This window comes from Estrella lausannensis (assembly GCF_900000175.1).
Taxonomy (GTDB): Bacteria; Chlamydiota; Chlamydiia; order Chlamydiales; family Criblamydiaceae; genus Estrella; species Estrella lausannensis.
The window spans coordinates 180,621-202,086 of the sequence record NZ_CWGJ01000011.1; the positions used below are offsets into that span (position 1 = coordinate 180,621).

At 48.0% G+C, this 21,466-nt stretch carries 13 protein-coding genes; 2 read left to right on the forward strand and 11 right to left on the reverse strand.

The window, feature by feature from the left end:
- The first annotated feature begins 313 nt into the window (after nucleotides 1–313).
- Nucleotides 314–2,698: a heavy metal translocating P-type ATPase gene (locus ELAC_RS03815; protein WP_098037952.1), complete on the forward strand. Its 2,385-nt coding sequence runs from the start codon at nucleotides 314–316 to the stop codon at nucleotides 2,696–2,698.
- Between the two features lie 261 nt (nucleotides 2,699–2,959).
- Here ELAC_RS03815 and tdh read toward each other — a convergent pair whose 3' ends face one another.
- From tdh to ELAC_RS03850, 6 genes are all read right to left on the reverse strand, one after another.
- Entirely contained in the window at nucleotides 2,960–3,985 is a 1,026-nt protein-coding gene (gene tdh / locus ELAC_RS03820; protein ID WP_098037953.1) for an L-threonine 3-dehydrogenase, read from the reverse strand.
- The gene (locus ELAC_RS03825; protein ID WP_098037954.1) at nucleotides 3,982–4,965 is read right to left on the reverse strand and encodes a hypothetical protein; all 984 of its coding nucleotides are present in this window, start codon (nucleotides 4,963–4,965) and stop codon (nucleotides 3,982–3,984) included. The genes tdh and ELAC_RS03825 overlap by 4 nt, the downstream gene beginning before the upstream one ends.
- A gap of 535 nt (nucleotides 4,966–5,500) precedes the next feature.
- On the reverse strand, nucleotides 5,501–6,472 hold the full coding sequence (locus ELAC_RS03835; RefSeq protein WP_158227800.1) for a hypothetical protein: 972 nt from the start codon (nucleotides 6,470–6,472) through the stop codon (nucleotides 5,501–5,503).
- Nucleotides 6,473–6,683: 211 nt separating this feature from the next.
- Nucleotides 6,684–8,141, reverse strand: a complete 1,458-nt coding sequence (locus tag ELAC_RS03840) for a glycosyltransferase family 2 protein (protein ID WP_098037957.1) — start codon at nucleotides 8,139–8,141, stop codon at nucleotides 6,684–6,686.
- Nucleotides 8,141–13,534: a tetratricopeptide repeat protein gene (locus ELAC_RS03845; protein WP_098037958.1), complete on the reverse strand. Its 5,394-nt coding sequence runs from the start codon at nucleotides 13,532–13,534 to the stop codon at nucleotides 8,141–8,143. The genes ELAC_RS03840 and ELAC_RS03845 overlap by 1 nt, the downstream gene beginning before the upstream one ends.
- 7 nt (nucleotides 13,535–13,541) lie before the next feature.
- Nucleotides 13,542–14,597: a HEAT repeat domain-containing protein gene (locus ELAC_RS03850; RefSeq protein ID WP_098037959.1), complete on the reverse strand. Its 1,056-nt coding sequence runs from the start codon at nucleotides 14,595–14,597 to the stop codon at nucleotides 13,542–13,544.
- Nucleotides 14,598–14,669: 72 nt separating this feature from the next.
- Between ELAC_RS03850 and ELAC_RS03855 the strand changes: the two genes are divergently transcribed.
- Complete coding sequence (locus ELAC_RS03855) at nucleotides 14,670–15,923, forward strand: glycosyl hydrolase family 18 protein (protein ID WP_098037960.1); 1,254 nt, start codon at nucleotides 14,670–14,672, stop codon at nucleotides 15,921–15,923.
- 12 nt (nucleotides 15,924–15,935) lie between these two features.
- Here the strand turns inward: ELAC_RS03855 and ELAC_RS03860 are convergent, their stop codons facing one another.
- From ELAC_RS03860 to ELAC_RS03875, 5 genes are all read right to left on the reverse strand, one after another.
- Nucleotides 15,936–18,275, reverse strand: a complete 2,340-nt coding sequence (locus ELAC_RS03860; protein WP_098037961.1) for a response regulator — start codon at nucleotides 18,273–18,275, stop codon at nucleotides 15,936–15,938.
- A gap of 288 nt (nucleotides 18,276–18,563) precedes the next feature.
- Nucleotides 18,564–18,809 (reverse strand): hypothetical protein, encoded by a 246-nt coding sequence (locus ELAC_RS03865; RefSeq protein ID WP_143406431.1) that lies wholly within the window; start codon nucleotides 18,807–18,809, stop codon nucleotides 18,564–18,566.
- A 7-nt stretch (nucleotides 18,810–18,816) separates the two neighbouring features.
- Complete coding sequence (locus ELAC_RS11605; protein ID WP_143406432.1) at nucleotides 18,817–19,071, reverse strand: SixA phosphatase family protein; 255 nt, start codon at nucleotides 19,069–19,071, stop codon at nucleotides 18,817–18,819.
- Complete coding sequence (locus ELAC_RS03870; RefSeq protein WP_098037963.1) at nucleotides 19,058–20,266, reverse strand: glycine C-acetyltransferase; 1,209 nt, start codon at nucleotides 20,264–20,266, stop codon at nucleotides 19,058–19,060. Before ELAC_RS03870 ends, ELAC_RS11605 begins: the two co-directional genes overlap by 14 nt.
- Nucleotides 20,267–20,320: 54 nt before the next feature.
- Nucleotides 20,321–21,463, reverse strand: a complete 1,143-nt coding sequence (locus ELAC_RS03875) for a trans-sulfuration enzyme family protein (protein WP_098037964.1) — start codon at nucleotides 21,461–21,463, stop codon at nucleotides 20,321–20,323.
- Nucleotides 21,464–21,466: the final 3 nt, after the last annotated feature.

Consider the following 21,466-nt stretch of genomic DNA (forward strand, 5'->3'; position numbering starts at 1 on the left):
ATTTTGTGGGCAGTCTCTAATGAGCACATCTTACATCATTTTGATTAAGTTGAAAAAGACTTCCGTTGGATCGAATTCAAATCCCTTTGGCTTTAAAGCTCTCTTTAGGGCATTGTATGGATAATTATCCCCTTTAAATTACCGGTCTTTATCCCCGTAGGGACTACCCGCGAATTTGGAAGTGGTTAATTTTGGAAAATCGAAATAAACCAAGTCCTGGAACAGTCTCTTAGCTGACATGTAATCTTTCAATCCTGGAGAGCTTTCTCTTTGCTAACAATCAAATTCTGAGACACTTTCGGTATAAACTCCCATGCAAACTTCTGTTTTACAACAAACTCCATCAGCGGCCGGCTCCCGATGTGCACTGTGCAAAGCGGAATCGGTTTCAGAGCTTCAAGAAGAGGGAAGATCCTTTTGCTGCCCGGGATGTCTTGCGGTTTACAACATTCTCAAAGCTAAAGGAGAGTTGGCAGCGGCGCAGGATCACCCGCTGACTAAGGCTGCACTTCGTTTCGGCATCCTTTCAAATCACAGTTTATTTGGAGAGAAGGAGAGTGAAGAGTCTGACTCCTCTGCTGAGGAGCGGCTTAAACTCTATATCGATCTGGAGGGGCTTTGGTGTCCATCCTGCGGAGAGATCATCCGGCTAACTCTCTTTAATGGTCCAGGAGTGAGTAAATGCGTGGTGGACTTCGCCACCGATCTGGCATTCATCGAATACAACCCTCTCTTGACGTCCAAGGAGACGCTGTTTGGCAAGATCAAAGAGCTTGGCTACACTCCACATGTTATCGAAGACAGCGCTCGCAAAAAGGCTTCACCAGCTCTGAAGATCCGCATGGCTCTTGCCAGTTTTTTAGCAATCAATCTAATGATGCTTTCGTCACCGATCTACGTTTCCTACTTTGTCAGCGATATCGAAGGCTTCGGCTACCTCTTCGCCCTGCTTTCGCTTGTTTTTGCCGCTCCGGCGGTCGTGTTGGCCCTTCCCCTTTTTCTAAGATGCTACCACCAGCTTCGCTTCGGAATTGTCGGCATGGAGGCACTTGTCACGGTCGGTGTCTCGACAGCGTTCATTCTCTCTTGCATCAACCTGATCAAAGGAAGCTATCATATTTATTTCGATTCGATGGCAGTGGTGGTGGCGCTTGTGCTTGTCGGCAAGGCGATCGAAAGCGAAGCTAAATTTTCGGCAAAAGAGTCGATGATGCGTCTTATGCGCGCAACCCCCAAAAGAGCGCGGAAAAAATTTGCCGAGGGAGAGGTGCGTTTTGTCTCAATCAAAGAGGTTGCTGTCGGAGATATTTTGGTGGCTCATGTCGGAGAGAAAATTGCCCTCGACGGACTCGTTTTGACAGGCTCCGGCGCCGTTGACGAATCGCTGATGACCGGTGAGGCAAGACCAGTGTCTAAAAAAGAGGGGAGCCGCCTTGTGGGAGGAACCTTTTTGCAGGCAGGCAATTTTGAATACCGCGTTCTCGAGGTTGCCAGCAGAGGGACATTGCAGAAGTTGATCGATACCATTGAAGATGATCTTGGGAAGAAGCTCTCGGAGGTAAAGTTGATCGATAGAATATCTGAGCTCTTTGTCCCTTTCGCATTCGCCGTTTCTCTAGCAGCCTTTGCCATGGGGTCCCTTTACTCATTTGAGGAGGGGCTTGAAAGGTTTCTATCGGTTGTCTTGATATCTTGTCCCTGCGCTATCGGCATCGCGATACCTATAGTGGAATCCGCCCTTCTCAATGCGCTTTCAGCGGCAGGAGTTTTAGTCAGGAACCGCCGTGCGCTGCACCTGATCGGAAGGGAATCGGTTTTTCTATTCGACAAAACCGGTACTGTCACGGAGGGTAAGTTCGAAGCGGTAAACGGCTTGGAGCAGTTTAGCACCAAGGAGCTTGAGGTCATTAAAGCGCTTGCTTCGCTCTCCCTCCACCCTCTTTCGCTCGCGATCTACCGCTCAATTAACACCTTGCCTGCGACCAACGTGACAGCCGAAGAGCTACCGGGTTTGGGGCTTGCCGGCCATTATGAGGGCGCGAGAATTCTCATGGGGTCTTCGGAGCTTTTGAGACTGAAAGGCGTTTACACTGAGGATATGCAACAGGAAAATGGACTTGCAACTACAGTGTGGATCGCCATCGAGAAGGAGGGGCAGCGAACGGTCCGGCGAGTCCTTTTGGGGGACAAGGTTAAAAAGGGCATGAGGGAGTTTATTTGCGGGCTCAAGGGATTGACAACCGTCTTGGTCTCCGGCGATGCGGAAGAGACGGTTAAAAGTGTTGCCCAAGAGTGCGGATTTAGCTCCTGGAAAAGCCGCTTTAATCCACTCGAAAAACGTATGCTTGTCGAAGAGCTCAAGGAGGGAGGGGATGTGGTAGCGATGATGGGTGATGGCATCAACGATGCGCCGGCCCTGACATCGGCCCACATAGGAATTTCAGTTGCTTCAGCCTCAGATATCGCCATCTCGGTCTCTGATATATTGGTGACAACAGAGAAGAGCGAAGCGCTCTCTTTCATGCGGCATCTTGCGCTTTCTGCACAAAAGATCATGCGCCAAAACCTGTTCTGGGCCTTTTTCTATAACGCCATCGGGATGCTTTTGGCTCTGTTTGGTCTTTTAAACCCTTTATATGCCGCCTTCGCAATGGCAATTTCGTCTCTGATGTGTGTGCTAAACGCTAAGCGGATTTAAGCACAATTTTGAGACACTTTCGGTGTATACCGAAAGTGTCTCAAAATTTGGTTTTTGGCAAAGAGAAAGCTCTCGGGATTGAATGATCGTAAGCCACCTAATATTAGAAATATGAGGTGGCTTACGATCATTCAATCCCGAGAGCTTTCTCTTTGCCAAAAACCAAATTTTGAGACACTTTCGGGATACACCGACGGTATAATTGCAATCGTTCAATAATGAGCGGCACCCTGGATGGGTGCCGCAGGAAACAAGGGAAGATCACTCCCAGTTGAGTATCACCTTTCCCGACTTTCCGTCTTTCATCAGGCGGAAGCCGTGGTCGAACTCTTCGATGGGGAAACGGTGGGTGATCACCGGATCGATGTTGAGGCCGCTTTCAAGCAAATTGGTCATTTGGAACCAGGTCGAGAAACCCTCCCGTCCATAAATCCCTTTGATGGCAAGAAGTTTGAAGATGACAAGATCCCAGTCGATGACCGTTCCTGGAGGCAAAATACCAAGAAGGGCAATCTGTCCTCCATGGCGCATCGCTTTAAGCATGTCGTTGAAAGCTACCGGACTGCCTGACATTTCGAGACCAACTGTGAAACCTGTTGAGATGCCAAGCGTCTTGACGGCTTCCTGAAGGGATGTCTTCGATACGTCGACCGTGTGCGTGGCACCCATTTGTTTTGCCAGCTGGAGTCGTCCTTCGTTGATGTCGGTCACGATGATGTGGCGTGCTCCTGCCATTTTTGCGATGGCCGTCACCATGCAGCCGATGGGACCGGCACCCGTGATCAGCACATCTTCAGCCGTCAGGTTAAAGGTGAGCGCTGTGTGAACTGCATTGCCAAAGGGGTCGAAGATGGAAGCTACGTCATCGCTGACAAAAGAGGGTAATTTAAAAATGTTTTCCGCAGGGAGGGCAGCGTATTCGGCAAAGGTTCCGGTCGTGTTGACGCCTATTCCTTTTCTGGAGGTGCAGAGGTAGCGTTTTCCTGTCTTGCAGGAGATGCACTGGCCGCAGGTTAAATGGCCTTCGGCGCAGACGCGATCGCCGGGAGAAAGGCCTTGAACGGACTCTCCGACCTCGATGATCTCTCCCATGAACTCATGACCGACAATCATCGGCACCGGTATTGTTTTTTTTGCCCACTCATCCCATTTGTAGATATGGACGTCTGTGCCGCAGATGGCACTTTTTTTGATTTTTACCAATACTTCGTGGGGCTTGATCTTTGGCTCGGGCACCTCCTGCAACCACAGTCCTTCTTCGCCTTTTGCCTTCACTAGTGCTTTCATAAAGTTCCTTTACTGGACGTCTTGGGTGTTTGATCAGTCTCGTCTTTTACTGGTTTAAATTCATATTCAGCGTCGATAGTTGTCATTTTCAGGATGCGTTCCCATATTTTTTTTCTTTCCACTATCCTTGTGGGTGAATGGATATCGTGCCTGACAACCACTGGAACTCCGGGGGTTTCTTTGGAGACAAGCACCCATTCGTGGTGCTCCATGTTGCCTTCCTTATACCACCATTCATAGAGCATACGTGTTCCCGTATCGAACACCAGCTGCGATTGCGCTTTGGGCACAGTTGCCTTTACTTTGGCCATCTCCTCCTCGTAAAAGCTTCTCAGGTTTTCGGGAGTCCGCTTCAGCATCTCGACAGTTACCTGTTCGTCGATCTGATTTTCACCGCCGACCGGATGATATCTCTCTATTCCCTGACGATCTTCCCTGACCCATTCTTTTGTGTCTTGCATCCAATTAATGCGCACATCGATTGCCGATGGAACGAGATCAATGTGGTAAGTTGCGAGAATATTTTCCCAAATCGGTCTGATTTTTTCAACAAGATCCACATTTTTAGTCGTATAGCGTATGAATCCCAGGCCGTCGCCACTGTAGAAAATTTTAACCCAGCCATGCTGGGCGTCGGGGATATCGGTGTCAATCCACCACTCGAAAATTAGCGAGTCGCTCGTGGATTTGACGATTTTTGATTTGAAGAGCCCCCCTGATTTTTTGTTAAGCAGTACCATGAAGTTGTGATAATAGATCTCCAGAGGTACCTTCTCCTGGGCTACATAGTGGAGTATCAGGGCTTCTTGCCAGTTCGTCGAGGTCTCTTTTTCCGGCACGAACGTAAATTCGCCTGTCTTTGCCCGGCCCGAGAAAGTGAAATTTTTATTGTAGCCATCAAAGCGGATCACCTGGCCAGCTGCCAAGGGGGAAAAAAGGGATAAAGTAAAAAAAAGGCAGGAGATGAGAATGGACTTCATAGAGTTCCTCTTTGATTTAGACCGAAGGGCCTCAAAACTGGGCATCGGGGCTTCGAGAGGGCGCTCTCATGAACGAAAGAGTGCAAGTTGCGCCGTAATTTTCATATGGGGTGACGTGCGGTCTTTCGATTTTGCAGAGCTCTCTCTTAGCCAAAAGCCAAATTATGAGGCACTTTCGGTAAACAATAACGTAGCGAATTTTTGCCCACCGGAGGCGAGCCTATGCTTCATCTATATGACTTTTTCACAATTCGTTCTCTAAGATTCCCTTTTGGCCACTTTTTTTACTATGTCGAATGGTTCCCAAAACGGGGCCTTCGGCGCTGAGAAATCTCCCCTAGCCGAGTGATTGACAGTTAGCTTAGGTTGTTAATATTGAGTGGCATGAGGTTTTTGGTGCTGGGGTGTAGTCACAAGAGGGGAGTGGGCCGCTAAGCTTACTGTACAGGGAGCGAACGGGGAGGGGTAGCCCCCCCCCTGGAAAATTGCTATGAGATGTCAAAAAGAGCTGTATAACCCGGCCATATGGAGAGGCCTATCTATTCCAGGTCGCTTTCAGTATTCCTTCGTCCTCAGAGAAAAATGAAGTGTTCAGATGCTCGTTAAACCGCTCCCGGTAGTAGACATCATAGAGAATGCTGCCCCATTTCTCCAGTTGATGGATAACAACTTCAAAACTTTCGGATTGCTCGGTTGAAATGGCTAGCAAGAGCTTCCGGACAGATTCCGGCAGGTTGTATCCCTCCTGCATCAAGATTTTCTTTGCTACCCACAAGTTGTTAGCGATTACCTTGCCATCATAGTGGCGCGTTTGTTGGATTTTTTTGAGCGCTTCTTTGCTAGTTTCGCTGTTTAACGAAAGCAGCAGCTCCTCCACCCCTGTCCTTAAAAATAGGAGGTCATGTGTTTCTGAGAGGGTTTTCATCTCATTCTTATCCAGCAGGAGAATCATGCATGTGACATGCACTTCACGTAGAAGCTTACGAAGCGGGGATGCCTTCATTCCGGCGCTAAGCAGTTTTTCTTTGAAGCAATCCTGTGCGCGCAGTTCCACGTCTCTTTTTTTACTCCAACAGGTTCTGTGCTCTTCACAGTCTTGCTTCAGCTCTTTGATCAGCGTCATCAGGCTAAGCTGACAGTCAAGGGAAAGCGGAAGGGTTTGAATAAAAAGATCCCAAAGCCTCAATGATTCGAAAGTGATGGGGAGCTTAGCCCACTCCTTCTCCCTTTTGGCTGTTTGCTCCATGAGCGCGAATCGCAAGTACTCGGCATATGAATCCGGAGACAGCCTGGATTGATATGAGGTGTAGACTTGGCTATGAGACTCTGTGACAGAGGGCGCAGCGTCTTCTTCCGCAGCTGTTTCGACAAATTGAATCGTCTGCGACGAGAAGGAGTCGCTTTTATAAGATGAGTGCGTGTTTGTTTGGTAAGAGATTGCTTGAGTGTATGACATAATATTGAAAATGTAAGTTATTTTATTCGGTTTTTTACGATTAGGGAACATAGTAACGATCCCATCATTTTTTATCCAATGATGGAAGCTATCGTTATGATTGGGGAAGGGACCAACTGGATACGCTTCGTTAATTGATATGTGACGAAAGCGTCGCAAAATTAGGCATTCTCAAAGCCGTAATGCCAAATTTTGAGGCACTTTCGGTACAGAACCCAATTCGGCAGGATTTGGTGCTGTGGATGGGCTCAAAGGCTGTGCTTTAATGGTGCTGCGTCTCTTCGTAGCCTTCGCGGATGGGCGTCCAGCCGGGTTTTTTAGGCTTGGGAGCATAAAGACCCCTGATACGCCACCACATCAATAGGTAGTGATAGCATGTGTAGCAGGCAACGCACTTCATCATCCGCCCAAAATCCGTCCAGGTTTTGTAGGTTTCGTAAGCGATGTACTCGATTACAAGGGTGAGCATGACGAGTAAAGTCAAAAAGCCCCAGCTGATGGAGGCGATTGATAAAACCAGGATTGGATCGACCTGTGAATCAAACAGAGCCATGCCGAGGATGACAAATCCTGACATCTCAATTAGGGGAGCCGCTTTTTCCAGAAGAGTCATCGGAATGATGTACAGGCCGATAGATCGGTAACGCGGGTTGAACCACATTGAACGGTATTCCCAAATATTTTGAGTCGTCCCTTTGTACCAGCGCAGGCGCTGCTTCCCCAGTGTTTTTATGGTGTTGGGGGCTTCTGTCCAGGCAACGATGTCCGGAATGTAGGTGATTCTGTAAGGACGTTTTCGATCCAGATAGTATTTGTGCATCCGGGTGATGATTTCGGTGTCCTCAATGATCGAAGTGCGATCATAGCCTCCGATTTCAATTAGGGCGGATAGGCGAAACATCCCGAAATTGCCGGGAATAACAAGGGTTCCTTTTGTCCAGCTCACACCCAGACGTTCGACCAAAAACCCTTTCATGAAGTCTATGACCTGGAAACCGAGCAGCAATTTTTGCGGAAATTTGACCTCGACGATCCTGTTGTCTTTGATGGTGCAGCCGTTGACGTTGCCAATCGATGCGTGTGCCGCTACTGTTTCTGGGTGGAGTAAAAACGGCCTGATGAGGCGGTTCAGGGCTAAATCGTCAACTAAAGTGTCGGCATCAGCGCACACAACAAATTCCGAAGTTGTGGCATTGAGCCCGGCATTTAACGCGTCTGCTTTCCCGCCGTTGACTTTATCGATCACAAGAAGCGCCGGGTGATGCTTGCTTGCGTAATAGCTCTTGATGTGACTTGTCTCAAAGTGGCCGGGGCAAGACGGCGGAACAGGATAGAGGTAAAAATTGGTTTTGAGAAGCTCAAACGTGTTATCGGTCGATCCGTCGTTGATGATGATGATTTTTTTGTAGCGGTACGAGAGCGACAGCATATTTTTGACTGTATGCACGATGTCCTTTCGTTCGTTGTACGCCGGTACCACAAAGGTAATCTCTGGGAGTGAGTTGGAGCGGATAATTCTATATATATCCTCTGCGGGGACTTCCCGGAATCGCCACAGTATTGTTGCGCAGCCGACAACGCTCTGAATTAATGACAGCAGGGCGAAGAGCAAAAAGATGAGTCCATAGATGATAAATGCTTTCCAGCCCCAGCTGAGTTGCTGGACCCCGATCAGGGAGAGCATGCTAAAAAAGTTTGACAGATCTTCAAAAAGAGACATCAAAACCTCCAGCTCACATCAAGACCTATCGTCCCGATCGTATATTTTTCTGAATCACGATACAAGTCTCCTGCAAGGGCAACCTGCAGGCAGTTATATTTGTAGATGAGGCTGCCAAATACGATATCGTACTGGCGGTTATCCCAGCGTATTGGCGGGTTGGCAACAGTGGGAGCCACCACAATAATTTCTGAAAAACGTGTGCGTGTGTTTTGCCAGCCGTGGCCGTAGGACAGGCTCGTGTAGAATTTATCCGCGCAGCGAATACGCCAGTCTTTTTCGAGGGTGACTTGCAGCTGGTTTACTATCTGGGGTTTATAAGTGTAATAATCCGGTATGTTCTGGCTGAAGCTCTGATATTTGGCAAAATACCGAAATAAAATGTTGTCTGAGTAGCATGGGGGGCGCCACTGGAACCACCCCAGTACTTTTTGCGACTTGTTGTTGACATAGTCGCGATACCAAGTTGCGTTGGCCTCGAGTCCCGCCCATCCGCGCTTCATGACCTTTCTTTCATAGGTTCCGGCGATGATATCGTAGCCGACTAACTTGGCGTGGTTATCGCTAAAGTTGCGCGCGACGAGGTCCGATTCGGCCAAATAGCTTAGGGTAGCCTTCTGTATCGGAGTGTGGTAGACAAGTGTGATGGATGGTTCGATCAGAGTGTGGGTTTGGCATTTGAAGGTCGTTGATTGATAAGGAGAGTAGCGCGAAAAGCCAATTTGGCCAAAGGCATACAAACAGGGGCTGAAGACCTGTTTAGCACCCAGGTGGAGCCTTTGCACATCAAAGGAATAGATTCTGGTGTGTTCCAAAAGATCCCTTAAAACATACAGCTGGTCGATATAGCGGCCGAAGAAAGAAAAGTTGTCGTTGACCGGATAATTAAGGAGAAAGCGTCCTCCATAGACTTGGTATTTAGCAGACCAGCGGTGGTCTATGCGGCTCCATTCATCTTCCTCGTGATACCAACCACCCCATGTCATTACCGGCCGGCTCAAGTTCAGCGTGTTGTTATAGCCTCTTTTTACCCACTTAGGAATCGGTTCACAGAACTGCTGCATTTCTTTTTTGAAGAGGGTGTATATCTGCTTCCAAGTCCAGCGGGATGAGAAGTAGTAGTGCTCATCCTCTTTCAAATCGGCGTAGAAGGACAAAGCATTTAGGTTGGAGGGTGAAAGAGTCAGCGCTTCACCATAGTAGCACTCCGCTGCGCAGTAGCTGCCGTTCATCGCCTCTATCCTTCCAAGTCCTGCCCACGCTTCGGCATCTTCAGGGTTGCGCCACAAAAGACGCGACAAAATGCACCGAGCTTTTTCGTATTCTTCAAGCTCGATATAGGTCTCCGCGATAGCGTGCCAAAGGTAGGGAGCGTTGTTGTCGATTTGAAGTCCCCTGTAAAAAACTTCCAACCCCTTGCAATAACAATCTAAATCGACATACATCTGCCCCAGAGCCAAGTACCGGGTAGGATCATCCGGAGATGCTTCCAGAAGGCCGGCATAAAGTCTTGCGGCGAGCTCAAACTCTTCGAAGTTGGCTAGACGATTGGCAATATCTTTCACCGGGCCGTCGATGGCGTCTTGCCGGCCATGCAGTACCCATTCATCGTTCGGTAAATCTTGGAGCAACGTCGTGTATATTTCCTCAGCTTCTCCATAACGCCTCTGTTTCATCAGGAGCTGACTGTAAAATGACAAGGCAGATATATTCCTGGGATCAATTGTGAGGGCTGTCCGATAGAGGGACTCAGCTTGTGCTGGATTGCCCTCTAAGGCATACACTCTGCCAAGGCCCGCTAACGCTTCGGGATTTTTTCTGTCGGCATCCAGAGCTTGACTCAGATTTACTTTTGCCTCCTGAAGCATGCCGGAAAAAAGCTGGGCAAAGGCCAAAGCTATGCGCAATTCGTTGCTTTCGGGATTTTTATCAAGCCCCTCCTGGTTGATCTCCATGGACTTTCCATAATCGCGAAGACGCATGAGCATTTGCCCAAGTCCATAATAGAATTGTGGGTTGTCAGGAGATTGTTGCAAGAGCTTGCTATAAATATCGGCGGCCTCTGAAAACTGCTCCTTCTTTATCAATGATTTGATCTGTTCGATTTCAGGGCCATAGATGGCTGTGTCGAGTGAAAGCTTGACCCACTTCTCATCCGGGCGTAATTTCAGCAATTTTCGATAGGCCCTCTCAGCTTCTTTATAGTTCTTTTTTTTCATCATCAGATCGCCGAATGCCGAGAGGGGAGCGATCCCTTTCGGATCGAGATTCATGGCGGTTCGGATCAACTTTTCAGACTCACCGTATTGATCCTGAAGCATTTTGACGACACCTAGTCCTGCCAGGGAGTCGACATTCTGCGGGTCTAGCACAAGCGCCTGTTCAAAGGCGGCTGTGGCAAGGTCGGTTTTTTTAAGTGAGAGATAGGAAAGTCCAAGGCCTGCATGGAGCTCGGCGCTACCCGGCTCTACCTTGATTCCTTGAATATAGGTGTCGATCGCTCGTTGATACTCTTTATGCCGGGCAAAGAAAAGGGCCGCCCTTAAGTAGTACTCACCCACTTTAGGCTCTTCCTGCAAGAGCTGATCATAGAGGGCTGCAGCCCTGATGATATCGTTATCTTGCTCCTTCACTTCTATTTCGCGGAGGATCTTGCCGTGCTTTGCATCGAGTCGCGCTATTTCAAGCCACCTGGCCTGCGGCTGCAGTTTTTGCATGTTTTTGTAGAGCTCTTCGGCCTCTGCGTACTGCCCACGGTCATAGTAGAGATTGGCGAGGTTTGTCCCGGCCTGGAAATTGGAGGGGTTGATTTTCAGCGCTTTTTCATACCATGCGATGGCGGCAGACTTACCTCCGCTTAGTTCTTCTATTCGACCTCGTCCGTTGAGCGCTTCAATATTTTCGGGGTCAATTTTTAAAATGTCCTCGAAGAGGGTTCTTGCTCTAGTGAGATTCCCTTGAGCAATATAGGCAAGGCCCATGGTGTTTTTGAGTTCGTTTGAATCGGGCAGAACTTTTAATCCCTGATTCAGAATCTTGATGGCATCCTCAGGCTGATTCATTTTTATCGCGAGCTTAGCCAGCAGTACATAGGCTTCAGGCTCGTTCGGGTATTCCTCTATCAATTTCAGGTAGATTGAAGCGTAAGCGGAAAAGCGCCCTTTTTCTCCCTTGACAAGTGAAGATTGTACTCTCGATTCGAGGAGCGCAAGACGTGCCCAAACGGCCTTAGGATCGAGAGTTGTGATTTTTTTGTAGATTTGTTCGGCACTTTCATAGTCGTGCTCTAGCATATAGTAAGAGGCCAGATAGGAAAGGGCAAGCAAGTTATTGGGGTTGACATCAAGGGCTGAGAGATAAAGAAGTTTGGCCTTCTCTTCATTCCCCTCAGCCTGCACTGTTTTACCAAGTCCCGCGATCGCGTCGGCATTTCGAGGGTTTTTACGTAGCGCCTGATTGAAGAGGAAGCGGGCCTCCTCGGTTTGATTTAGCTCAAGGTAGATAAGTCCTAAGTTGATGTAGAGCTGGTCTGACTGGGGATTTGCATCGATTCCTTCTCGATAGATTTTGATAGCTTCTTTGTAGCGTTTCTCTTTAGTCAGGATAGAACCGATATCGATGTAGACCCTCTCACTGCTGGGCGCCTGTTTTTGGATAGTCTCCAAAACCTTTAGAGCCTCTTGTAATCGTCCCTCTTTTTGCAGGGATTCTGCCTCATCGAAAAGAGTGCCCCATCTAGCGTTGATGTACTGCTCCCTGGCCCAATCGGCCTGAGGGTTTGTGATCATCACACTTTGGGCCAATTCCGCAGCTTCGAGATAAGCCTTTTGCTTCAATTTTAGATCGAGCAGATAGTTCAGAGCCGTTTGATTGTTCGGATCGATTTTGAGCGACTCCAAATAGAGCTTTTCTGCCCCTTCGATGTCTCCCGTATTTGACAGTATGCGTCCAACACCGGAGAGCGCTTCGACGTTCTGGGGTTGAATCGCTAAAATGGTGTTGTAGTCGCTCAATGCCTTTGCGAATTCCTTTTTCAGGAGGTAGTTCAGAGCTCTTTCCTGTATGAGCGGAATGTTGTCGTGATTAATTAAGATGCCTTGATCGGTAACCAGGATCGCTTTGGCGTAGTTTTCGCGCGATCTTAAAAATTCGGCAAATTGAAGATAACCGGTGGGATTGTGGGGGAATTTTCTGAGAAGCTCCTCGTAAATAGTCTCTATACGGGAGAGATCTATCTCCTTCTTGATCTTTTCGAAGTAAGGATCCATCAGGGCTTCTTCAATTTTTTGCTTAGCGAAGACAGCTTTGGGGTTGATCTTGAGAATCTGGTTATAGACCTCTATCGCCTCCTGGTAGTTCTTATCCGCAAGAAGTAAGTCTGCGATGTATGAGAGAGTTAGAATGTTGGTCGGGTTAAGCTCTAGTGATATTTGATAGAGTTTGAGCGCCTGGTTTTTGTTGCCCCGCAAAAGCGCGATCCGGCCAAGACCAGCTTGCGCGTCCGATAGGGAAACACCCTGCTCGATTGCTTTTTTAAAAATGTAATCGGCCATATCCAGGTCGTTTTTGGCGAGATAGGTAAATCCAAGCGCCATCCTTAGCGACATGTTTTTTGGAAAGCGGCCGATTCCCTCATTAAGCAGCTCGATCGATTGCGAGTAGCGCTTCATTTGGTTGTTGACTTGGGCCAGATATTTGTATAGCTGGACGCTGTCAGGATCCTTTTTTTGCAACTCCGACAAAACGAAGAGGGCCTGCTGGTAATTTCCTTTCTGTTCCAGTTCCTCCACCTGTTCGAGTGCAGGCCCGAGCTCGGCGTTTTTCAATGCTTGCTGAACCCAGACAGTAGAGGGGTTTTGACGAACAAGTTGTTCCAGAATTTTTTTTGCGGTATCGTACCGGCCTTCAGCGATCCTAAGGCTTGCAAGATAGAAGAGCGATGTGAAGTGCTTTGGATCCAGCTTTAAGGCCGTTTCCAGAGTTTTGTCTGCTTCCGCAAATTGGTAATTTAACGTCTGGAGGCGGGCTAAGCCTGAAAGCGCCTCGACATTATCGGGATGTTTTTTTAACACTTCGTTAATGATGAGCTGGCTGCGCTTTCTATCATCGTTGTTTAAGTAGGCTTGAGCAAGAGATGTCTGGATTTTGACATCGTCAGGGCGCAGTTTTAGGGCCATTCTATAGAATTTAACAGCTTTCGCGTACTCCTGGAGCGAGTAATAAACATCGGCGACAGCTAAAATGAGCCTGAAGTTGTTGGGATCTTTCTCAATTTTTTCTTCATAGCTTTTAACGATCGCATTGAACCTCTTCTGCGATTCTTCACTCTCTGAGGGTGTTGCACCTATGAGAGGCACTGAACAAATTAAAGATAAAAAGATGATTTTTTTCATTGATATCTCAAGGTAGCGCTAAGGCGTATTGGGCAATTTCACAGGCTTTGGAACCTTTTTCGGACAATTTTGCATTTAAAACATCAAGGCCGTCTTTTCCAATCGATTTTAACGCCATGGCGGCTTTTAAACGTACCCACCAGACCGGATCGTTTAAGGCTTCTCTGAGTTGAGGTATAGCTTCCAATGCGTGTAGTTTTTCCAGACTCATGATGGCTTCGGCGCGGATATTCCAATCGGAGTCTTCGAGACGATGAAGCAAGATTTTCTTAGACTCTGGCAGGGGAATGCTTCCAAGGACTTTGATGGCAAGAGTGCGGCAGGTGATATCAGAACAGTGTAAAAACGGCTGCACGAGATCGAACGCGTTGTTCGAGTAGCGCTCAGACAAGATGTCGAGGCAGATCGCCTGGGTCTTTATATTGTTTGTTTCTCTTAAAACTTTTTCAATCCATCTAAATTTTTCTTCATCTACCTGAATGAGCGCATCGCGATAGGGGAATTGTGAATGAGGCGATTCCATGCTCATTTTTTTGATGACTTTTTCAAAGAGCAGCTGATCGGATATGCGTGTGATGCAAGTAGCAGCTGTTACCCGCACTAAAAAACGATTGTCGTCGAGCAGTTTTTCCAGCAGTTCTCTCTGTGCCTTGTGGGGGCAGAGGAGCATGGCCCGGGCTGCAAGCTGTCTTTTAACCCATGAGAAGCTTGTCGCGTAGGCTGAAAGGAAGGGCGTCAAATTTTCAGCGAAAATTTTTTCCTTGATATTCTGCCAACGCTCATCTGTGAAAAGGTGATCGTATGTTTCAGCACACTCCAATACATTCTGAAAGTCGTTTAAGTCGTTGGGAATGGATAGGGTGGTCAGCGGGAGATCATTCAGAAGGTGTTTATCGATGAGAGCTCGGATCGCAGCTGCGTTCTTATCCCTTTTTTGCTGCTTTCTTCTTGTAACGGATTTGATGAGGATGATCAAAAGGCAGCAGGTCACCATCAAGCCTACTTCAAGGAGCAGGATTGAAATTGTGATTCCGTAAAGTGTGTAGCGTAAAAGCGCATCCATAGCAGAATATCACTTACTTAATTAAATTTTTAATATATAAAGGAATAGATTCTCGATTACAAGGAGAAGGTGGTGTTTTTTTTTAGCGCTCTGTTTCTTTTGATGCCTCTTTCGGTTTCTGCCGAGCCTATCGTAGCTGCTTACTATGAAAATTATGCACACTATAGGCCTTCCGGCCAGCGGCCTATGTTTTCAGCCGCCCTTGTCGATCCGAAAATACTGGATGAGCTTCACATTGCATTTGCCTATTTCGGCTATGCGACCCCATCAGCGAATCCGGAAAAGGCCGGCCTAACAGGAAACTTCAAAATCCAACCGACTGAACCGGACGATATAGGGGTCCTTTATCCTTCATTATCTAAGTTGAAACAGCAAGCACCGCAACTTAAACTCTATTTGACAATAGGGGGTTGGAGTTTCAACAACCCGGATGCTCCCACCAAATCTTTGTTTAGTGAGATGGTATCCAGGCCGGAGAGTCGTCGGGAATTTATAGCCTCCTGCATCGATTACGCACACCGTTTTGACTTTAACGGGATTGATATCGACTGGGAATATCCCGGAGATCCAGCAAGAGGGGGCAGCTCTCTCGACTTCGAGAATTTCATTCAATTTCTCAAGGAGTGCCGCGATTCATTTGCGTCATCTTCTCCGACGCTTTCTCTCTCGTGCGCGTTTCCGGCGCATCCCCCTTTTGGACTGAAAGAGAGTGAGCAAAAGCAATTCTATCGATTTGCCGCTGAATGCTCAAAATACTTAGATCACCTTACGGTCATGGCCTATGATTATCATGGCCCTTTTGAAAACTCTAAACTGACCGGAGTCAACGCTCCCTTGAATCGGGATACTGATCCCCTTAGCCCATTTTTCATTCGGGCGACATTGGATAACTATTTGCAGGGGGGCGTTCAGTCCGAAAAAATTCTTTTGGGAATCCCGACCTTTGGCCGCTCTTTTGGCGATGTGTCCGATCTCACTCCCGAGAGTGCAGGGCCAGGCAAACCTTTTGAAAAGCCAGGGCTTCCAGGGCCCGCTACCCGGCAACCTGGACTGTTGGCCTACTTTGAAATCAGCGACATGATCTTGGAAAAGAGTTTGATTTCTCGGCCCGATGCCTTGACGAGCACTGTGTACGGATTCAATCCGCAAACTAAACTCTGGGTGAGCTTCGATTCGCCGGCATCGACGGCTCTAAAAGCTGAGCTTGCCCGTGCCTATCGGCTGAAGGGGATTATCTTCTGGTCTATCAATATGGATGAATATACGGGGAAAGAGAGCTATCCTAATATCAGAAGCGGACGCGCGGCACTAGCGCCTCTTTTATGAAGGGGCTTGGACTTAAAAAATGGCCTGCAAGCTTTTCTGAACCAGAAGTGAAATATTGAAGGGTTTCTGGATATACTCTAATACGCCTTGTTTTATCCCTTCGCTAATGTCTTTATCTGAAGAGTAGACGGTGAGGATGATGAGAGGTATGGTGGTTCGGAACCTGTTTTTAATTTTGATGTAAAGATCCAAACCCTCCATATCAGGAAGTTTTCTCTCCATGATAATCAGAGAAGGAAGTGTGTTTTCGGGAGAGGAAAGGAGTGCTTTCAGCGCGTCCCCCCCTTCGCAGTAAGTGCTGACAAAGAGGCCTCGTGCTTCAAACGACTGTCTGAGTATCTTGAGGACGGTCTCATCAGGATCAATGATCATTACATGCCGCTTGAGTACGTGCACCCCTTTAGGGAGGCGATGAACAATCCTGACCGGGGCGAACTCTTTTTCCTCTGCTTCAGATAGAACCTCTATTGCCGTTTGCATCATATGCTGGGCATTTTTATACTCCTTTCCGATGCCGACGATGCTTGCCTTGATGGAAATTTGTAAATCGGGCTTGTCTTGAATGATCTGATACAAAAGGTTAGTTAGTCGCGATTCAATAACATCGATCTCTTCGCCTTCAAAGACCATGGCGAATTGACCCTCTTTGACAAAATAGCACTCCGTCTTGAACCCGGTCATGATCCCGCGCACGACCTGAAGCCGGTTGGAGATGAATACCATCAGCTCTTTGTCGGGTAAAGAGTCCTTTCCTTTGTTGGCCGTATTTATCTCAAATAAAGCAAGATAGGGAACTCGGGTATGTGTTCTTTTTAACAAGATATCCACAGCATGTAATAGCTCGTGGTAGGAATAAAGACCGGTTGCCTGATTGAATTTCCGGGGTGTCAAAGAGCGATTGCGATCGATCAGGCTTGTTATCCTTTTTTGCAGCATTTTAGGATCAATCGGCTTAAACATGATGTCGTCAACGTTCTCTGCGTAGGCATCTATTTTAGCGAACGATTTGCCAGCGCCAGTCACAAGCACAATAATCAGGTCTTTGTAGGTGATGTCTTGACGTATGGTCTTCAAAAGGTTCAAGCCATCATATTTCGGAAGCAAAACATCTAGGAGCAAAACATCCGGAGTGCAGCTTTGCAATTTTGTGAAAAGGTCTGTGGGATCATTTAAAATGTCAACATGGGCGCCAATCTCTTCCAGCACAGCGGCTGTGTAGTCGCAGAAGTCAACGTCATCATCGACCACAAGCGCTTTGAAAAATTTTGCGGAGGGTTCTTCGAGCCTTTCGGAAATAGTCTTTAAAAGGGTGTAGGCCGAAACCGGCTTGGTGAAAGTGTAGTGAGCGCCTTTGTTCATAGCCTCCATGCGCTTGTCGATCGTGTCGGTTTCAAGCAGAACTACGTATTGGGTTGAGCGTGAGTGTTTTCTCTCTGCATCAACGATCTCATATCCGGTAATGGTGGATGCTTTGAAAAATTCCGATACAATAAGGGCTTCGGGATTGAATTCAGGCTGTTTTACTTTGAATAGAGCTGACTCTGGGTTTGTTTCGAGCAGTAGGTCGATTGATAGATCCTCTTTCACTGTTGCCAGAAGGTCTAAAAAAAGAGGGTCGTCATCCACTACATAGACAAGGGGCGTTTTCGAAGTTTTTGCAGTCGGGATTTCATGCTGATGAAACGCCGTTTCAATTTTATTGATGTGTTTATCCAATGAAGCGAGCCAGGAAGCATCTGTATAGGTTCCACTCCCCAGGCGCTCTATGATTTCGCGCTCCAGAGCCTTACACAAATCACCTGCTTCGGCATAGCCGAAATTTCCCGCGCTTCCTGCCATTTTGTGGATCTCCACTCTAAGATCGGATAGCTTTTCAGGGATTTTCTGGGTTTGCTGGGTGAGGTTTTTCAAAAGAGTGATTTTGTCGTCGATTGTCTCATCATAGCGCTTCTTGAGGTCCGCCAATTTTCCATGGAGAGAGGGTTTATGGGGGAGAATCTTGCGCAGGAGTTCATCGAGATCCTCAAAGGTATCGCTAACCTCCAAGATGTAGTCAATTTTCTCGGCCTCTGTCTCTAATATATCCAGCTCTTCGAGGCTTTGAGCGACAATTGCAATGATTGAAGGGGTGGTTTCCTTTTTTCTGATCTCTTCGGTTAAGTCAAGAATTTTCCTGCCACCTTGTTCATCAAAGAGATAGACATCATACGAAGTGCGCTTGCAGGCCTCATGCGCATCCTCGATACTTTTGCAGATGTCAAAAGTGATTTTTTCATTAAGGAGTTTATTGAACACATACCCAATCAGCTTAGTGTCGTTTCCCGCATATAAAATGTGTATAGTTTTAGTCATCCCTATGTCCCTAAACTAGAATCCAATCCGTAAAATTTTAAAGGATTGGGTACTAGATCCATATCTATACAGGAAATCAATAATTAACGAAACGGATATGAATACATCTATATCGTAATGAATAGAAGGTGTGTTTTATTTGTCCGGAACTCAAGGGGCAACTCCTTCACTCAGATGCTTTCAGCGTGAAATTGTTACACCGGGAATTTTTCGCGAGCGGTACAGCCTCTTCCTTTACCGGGGCAACTGGGCAATTGTTATTTGCCCCCCTGCCGCGAGAGGACATGTCTAATTTTGCTGCAGGTAGGAGATCAGCGCCGTAGCTTTTAGAGGGGCGGCAAGCTCTATTTTGAGTGCGGCGGCAGAGCTTTTGGCTAGCATGAACTGAAAGCGTCTTTCTTTCAGGAGAGTGTTGGCGAGCTCCGTCAAAGACGGGCCATGGCCGATAAGCGCTACGGTCTTGATGGAGGTTAAGCTCTCAATGAGTTTCAGAAGCAGCTCTTTTTGAAAGGGTTCTAAGAGAGCGTCATTCAATGAAAAGTCAATCTGAAAAAAAGAAGCGACAATCTCGGCTGTTTCTTTTTTTCCCCGCTGTTTCTTTTGTCCGCAAGCAAGGAGAGGCAATGATCATTTCAGGGATAAGTCCCTGTCTTTCCATCTCCCGGCACAGTTTTTTTTCCCTCTCCTTGCCGACAGGGGAGAGGGGAATGGACATATCATCAAGAGCCGAACCAGGAAGAGGTTCGGCGTGACGCATCAGGATCAGGGTGATTGCCTGTGATTCAGCGGATGACATGAAGCTCTCGTCCCACATCCCGGAAGGCACTCAGTGCTTTGTCCAGATGTTCTTTTGTGAGACCTGCGGACATCTGAGTGCGAATACGCGCTTTATTCATGGGGACGACCGGATAGCTGAAACCAACCACATAGATGCCGTGGGCGAGCATTTTATCGGCAAACTCCTTTGCTAATTTGGCATCTCCCAGCATCACCGGAATGATCGGGTGCTCCCCGGGAATGATGCTGAAGCCCAGCTTCTCGAGGTTTTCTCTGAAATAACGTGTATTGTCATGCAGCGTTTTTCTAAGCGCGCTTCTTTCAGTCACGATCTTTAAGACGCTGATTGATGCGGCAGCAATGGGTGGCGCCAGAGTGTTGGAGAACAGATAGGGCCTTGATCTTTGCCTCAGCCATTCGATGATCTCCTTTCGTCCGGAAGTATATCCACCGCTGGCCCCGCCAAGAGCTTTGCCCAGAGTTCCCGTGATGATGTCGATCCGGTCCATGACATTGAAATGCTCATGGGTGCCGCGTCCTTCCTTTCCCATGAAACCGACAGCATGGCTGGGGGGGGGGGCATGGCTGTCGTCAACCATCACGAGGGCGTTATATTTTTCTGCCAGATCGCAAATCGCAGGCAGGTTGGCAAGTGTTCCATCCATGGAGAAGACTCCATCGGTCGCAATCATTTTGAAGCGCGCTCCTGACGCCTCCTTCAATTTAGCTTCCAGATCGTGCATGTCGTTATTTTTGTAGCGGAAGCGCTGGGCTTTGCAAAGGCGGATTCCGTCAATGATGCTGGCGTGGTTCAGCTCGTCGCTGATGATAGCGTCCTCTTGGGAAAGCAGCGTCTCAAACAGGCCGCCGTTGGCATCAAAGCAGGAGGAGTAGAGGATCGTATCGTCAGTGCCAAGAAACTGAGAGAGTTTTGATTCCAGGTCTTTGTGAATGGTTTGTGTGCCGCAGATAAAGCGTACCGATGAGAGGCCAAAGCCATAGGTTTCGATGCCCGCTTTCGCTGATTCGGCAACTTCGGGGTCGCTGGCAAGTCCCAGATAATTATTGGAGCAGAGGTTGATCACCTCTTTGCCGTCCGCTACCTTGACAGATCCGCTCTGCTTGGACGCAATGACCCGCTCCGATTTGTAGAGTCCGCCCTCTTTCAGCTCTTGAATATTTTTTTTTAAGTATTCGATAAATGCCGAATTCATGTTTGCCTCGCCTCTCTATTCGAAAGGAAACAGTATAAAGGAAAAATGGGGATTTTAACAACTGGCGAGCCCGCTCGTGAGATCCTTCTTCAGATCCTCTATATCCTCGAGTCCGACGGAAAAGCGAACCAGACCGTCCGATATTTTCATCTCCTCTCTTTTTTCTTTAGGAATTGAGGCGTGCGTCATCGTCGAGGGGTGACACACTAAAGACTCGATCCCTCCTAAGCTTTCTGCCAAAGCAAAGAGTTTGAAGCTGGAAATGAGTTTTTTGGTTTGCTCAAGAGTTAGGTTGAACTCCGCCGAGACGATCCCGGAAAAACCGCTCATTTGCTTTTGGGCGACCGAATAACGCGGGTGCGATGGCATGCCAGGGTAGTAGAGGGTTTTCACGAGAGGGTGGTCTTTTAAAAAGGAGACGATTTCTCCGGCGTTTTGTGCATGCTTTTCCATGCGTAGGGGAAGAGTTTTCATGCTGCGCGAGAGGAGCCAGGCATCGAATGGGCTGGGGTTGAGGCCGACGGTCATGCGAGCAAAGTCGAACTTACTCTTCCACTCCCGGCTGTTTGTGATCAGCGCTCCGCCGATAATATCGGAGTGCCCCCCTAAGTATTTGGTGCAGCTTTGCCACACGATGTCGGCTCCGAGGGTAAGCGGTTTTTGGAAATAGGGGGTGGCGAAGGTGTTGTCAACACAGGTGGTGACACCCCTCTCTTTTGCCTGTTTTGCAATAACCTCAATATCGTGGATGCCAAGCAGGGGATTGTTTGGCGTTTCAAAGAGAAGAAGGGCCGGCTTTTTGTCGAGCGCCTCGGCGAGTGCCCCTTCATCCTCTCCGTTGATCAGGCGATAATGGAGGCCGAACCTTTGGAATACCTTGTCCAGCAGGCGGAATGTTCCTCCATAGATGCCGTTGAACGCGAGAACTGTATCGCCTTGGTTAAAGGAAGAAAGAAGAGCTGAAAGGGCGCCGAGTCCTGAGGAGTAAAGCGTAGCGAAAGAGCCCTCCTCAAGCGCTGCAAGCTGCCGTTCAGCCACCGTGAAGTTGGGGTTGCCTGCGCGGGTGTAGTCGTATCCTTTGGTAGCACCCGGAGCTTCCTGCAGGTAAGTCGATGTCATATAGATTGGGGGCATCAGCGCCCCTGTGGATTTATCGGCCTCGATGCCTTCATGGATAGCGCGAGTTGCGAATTTCATGTC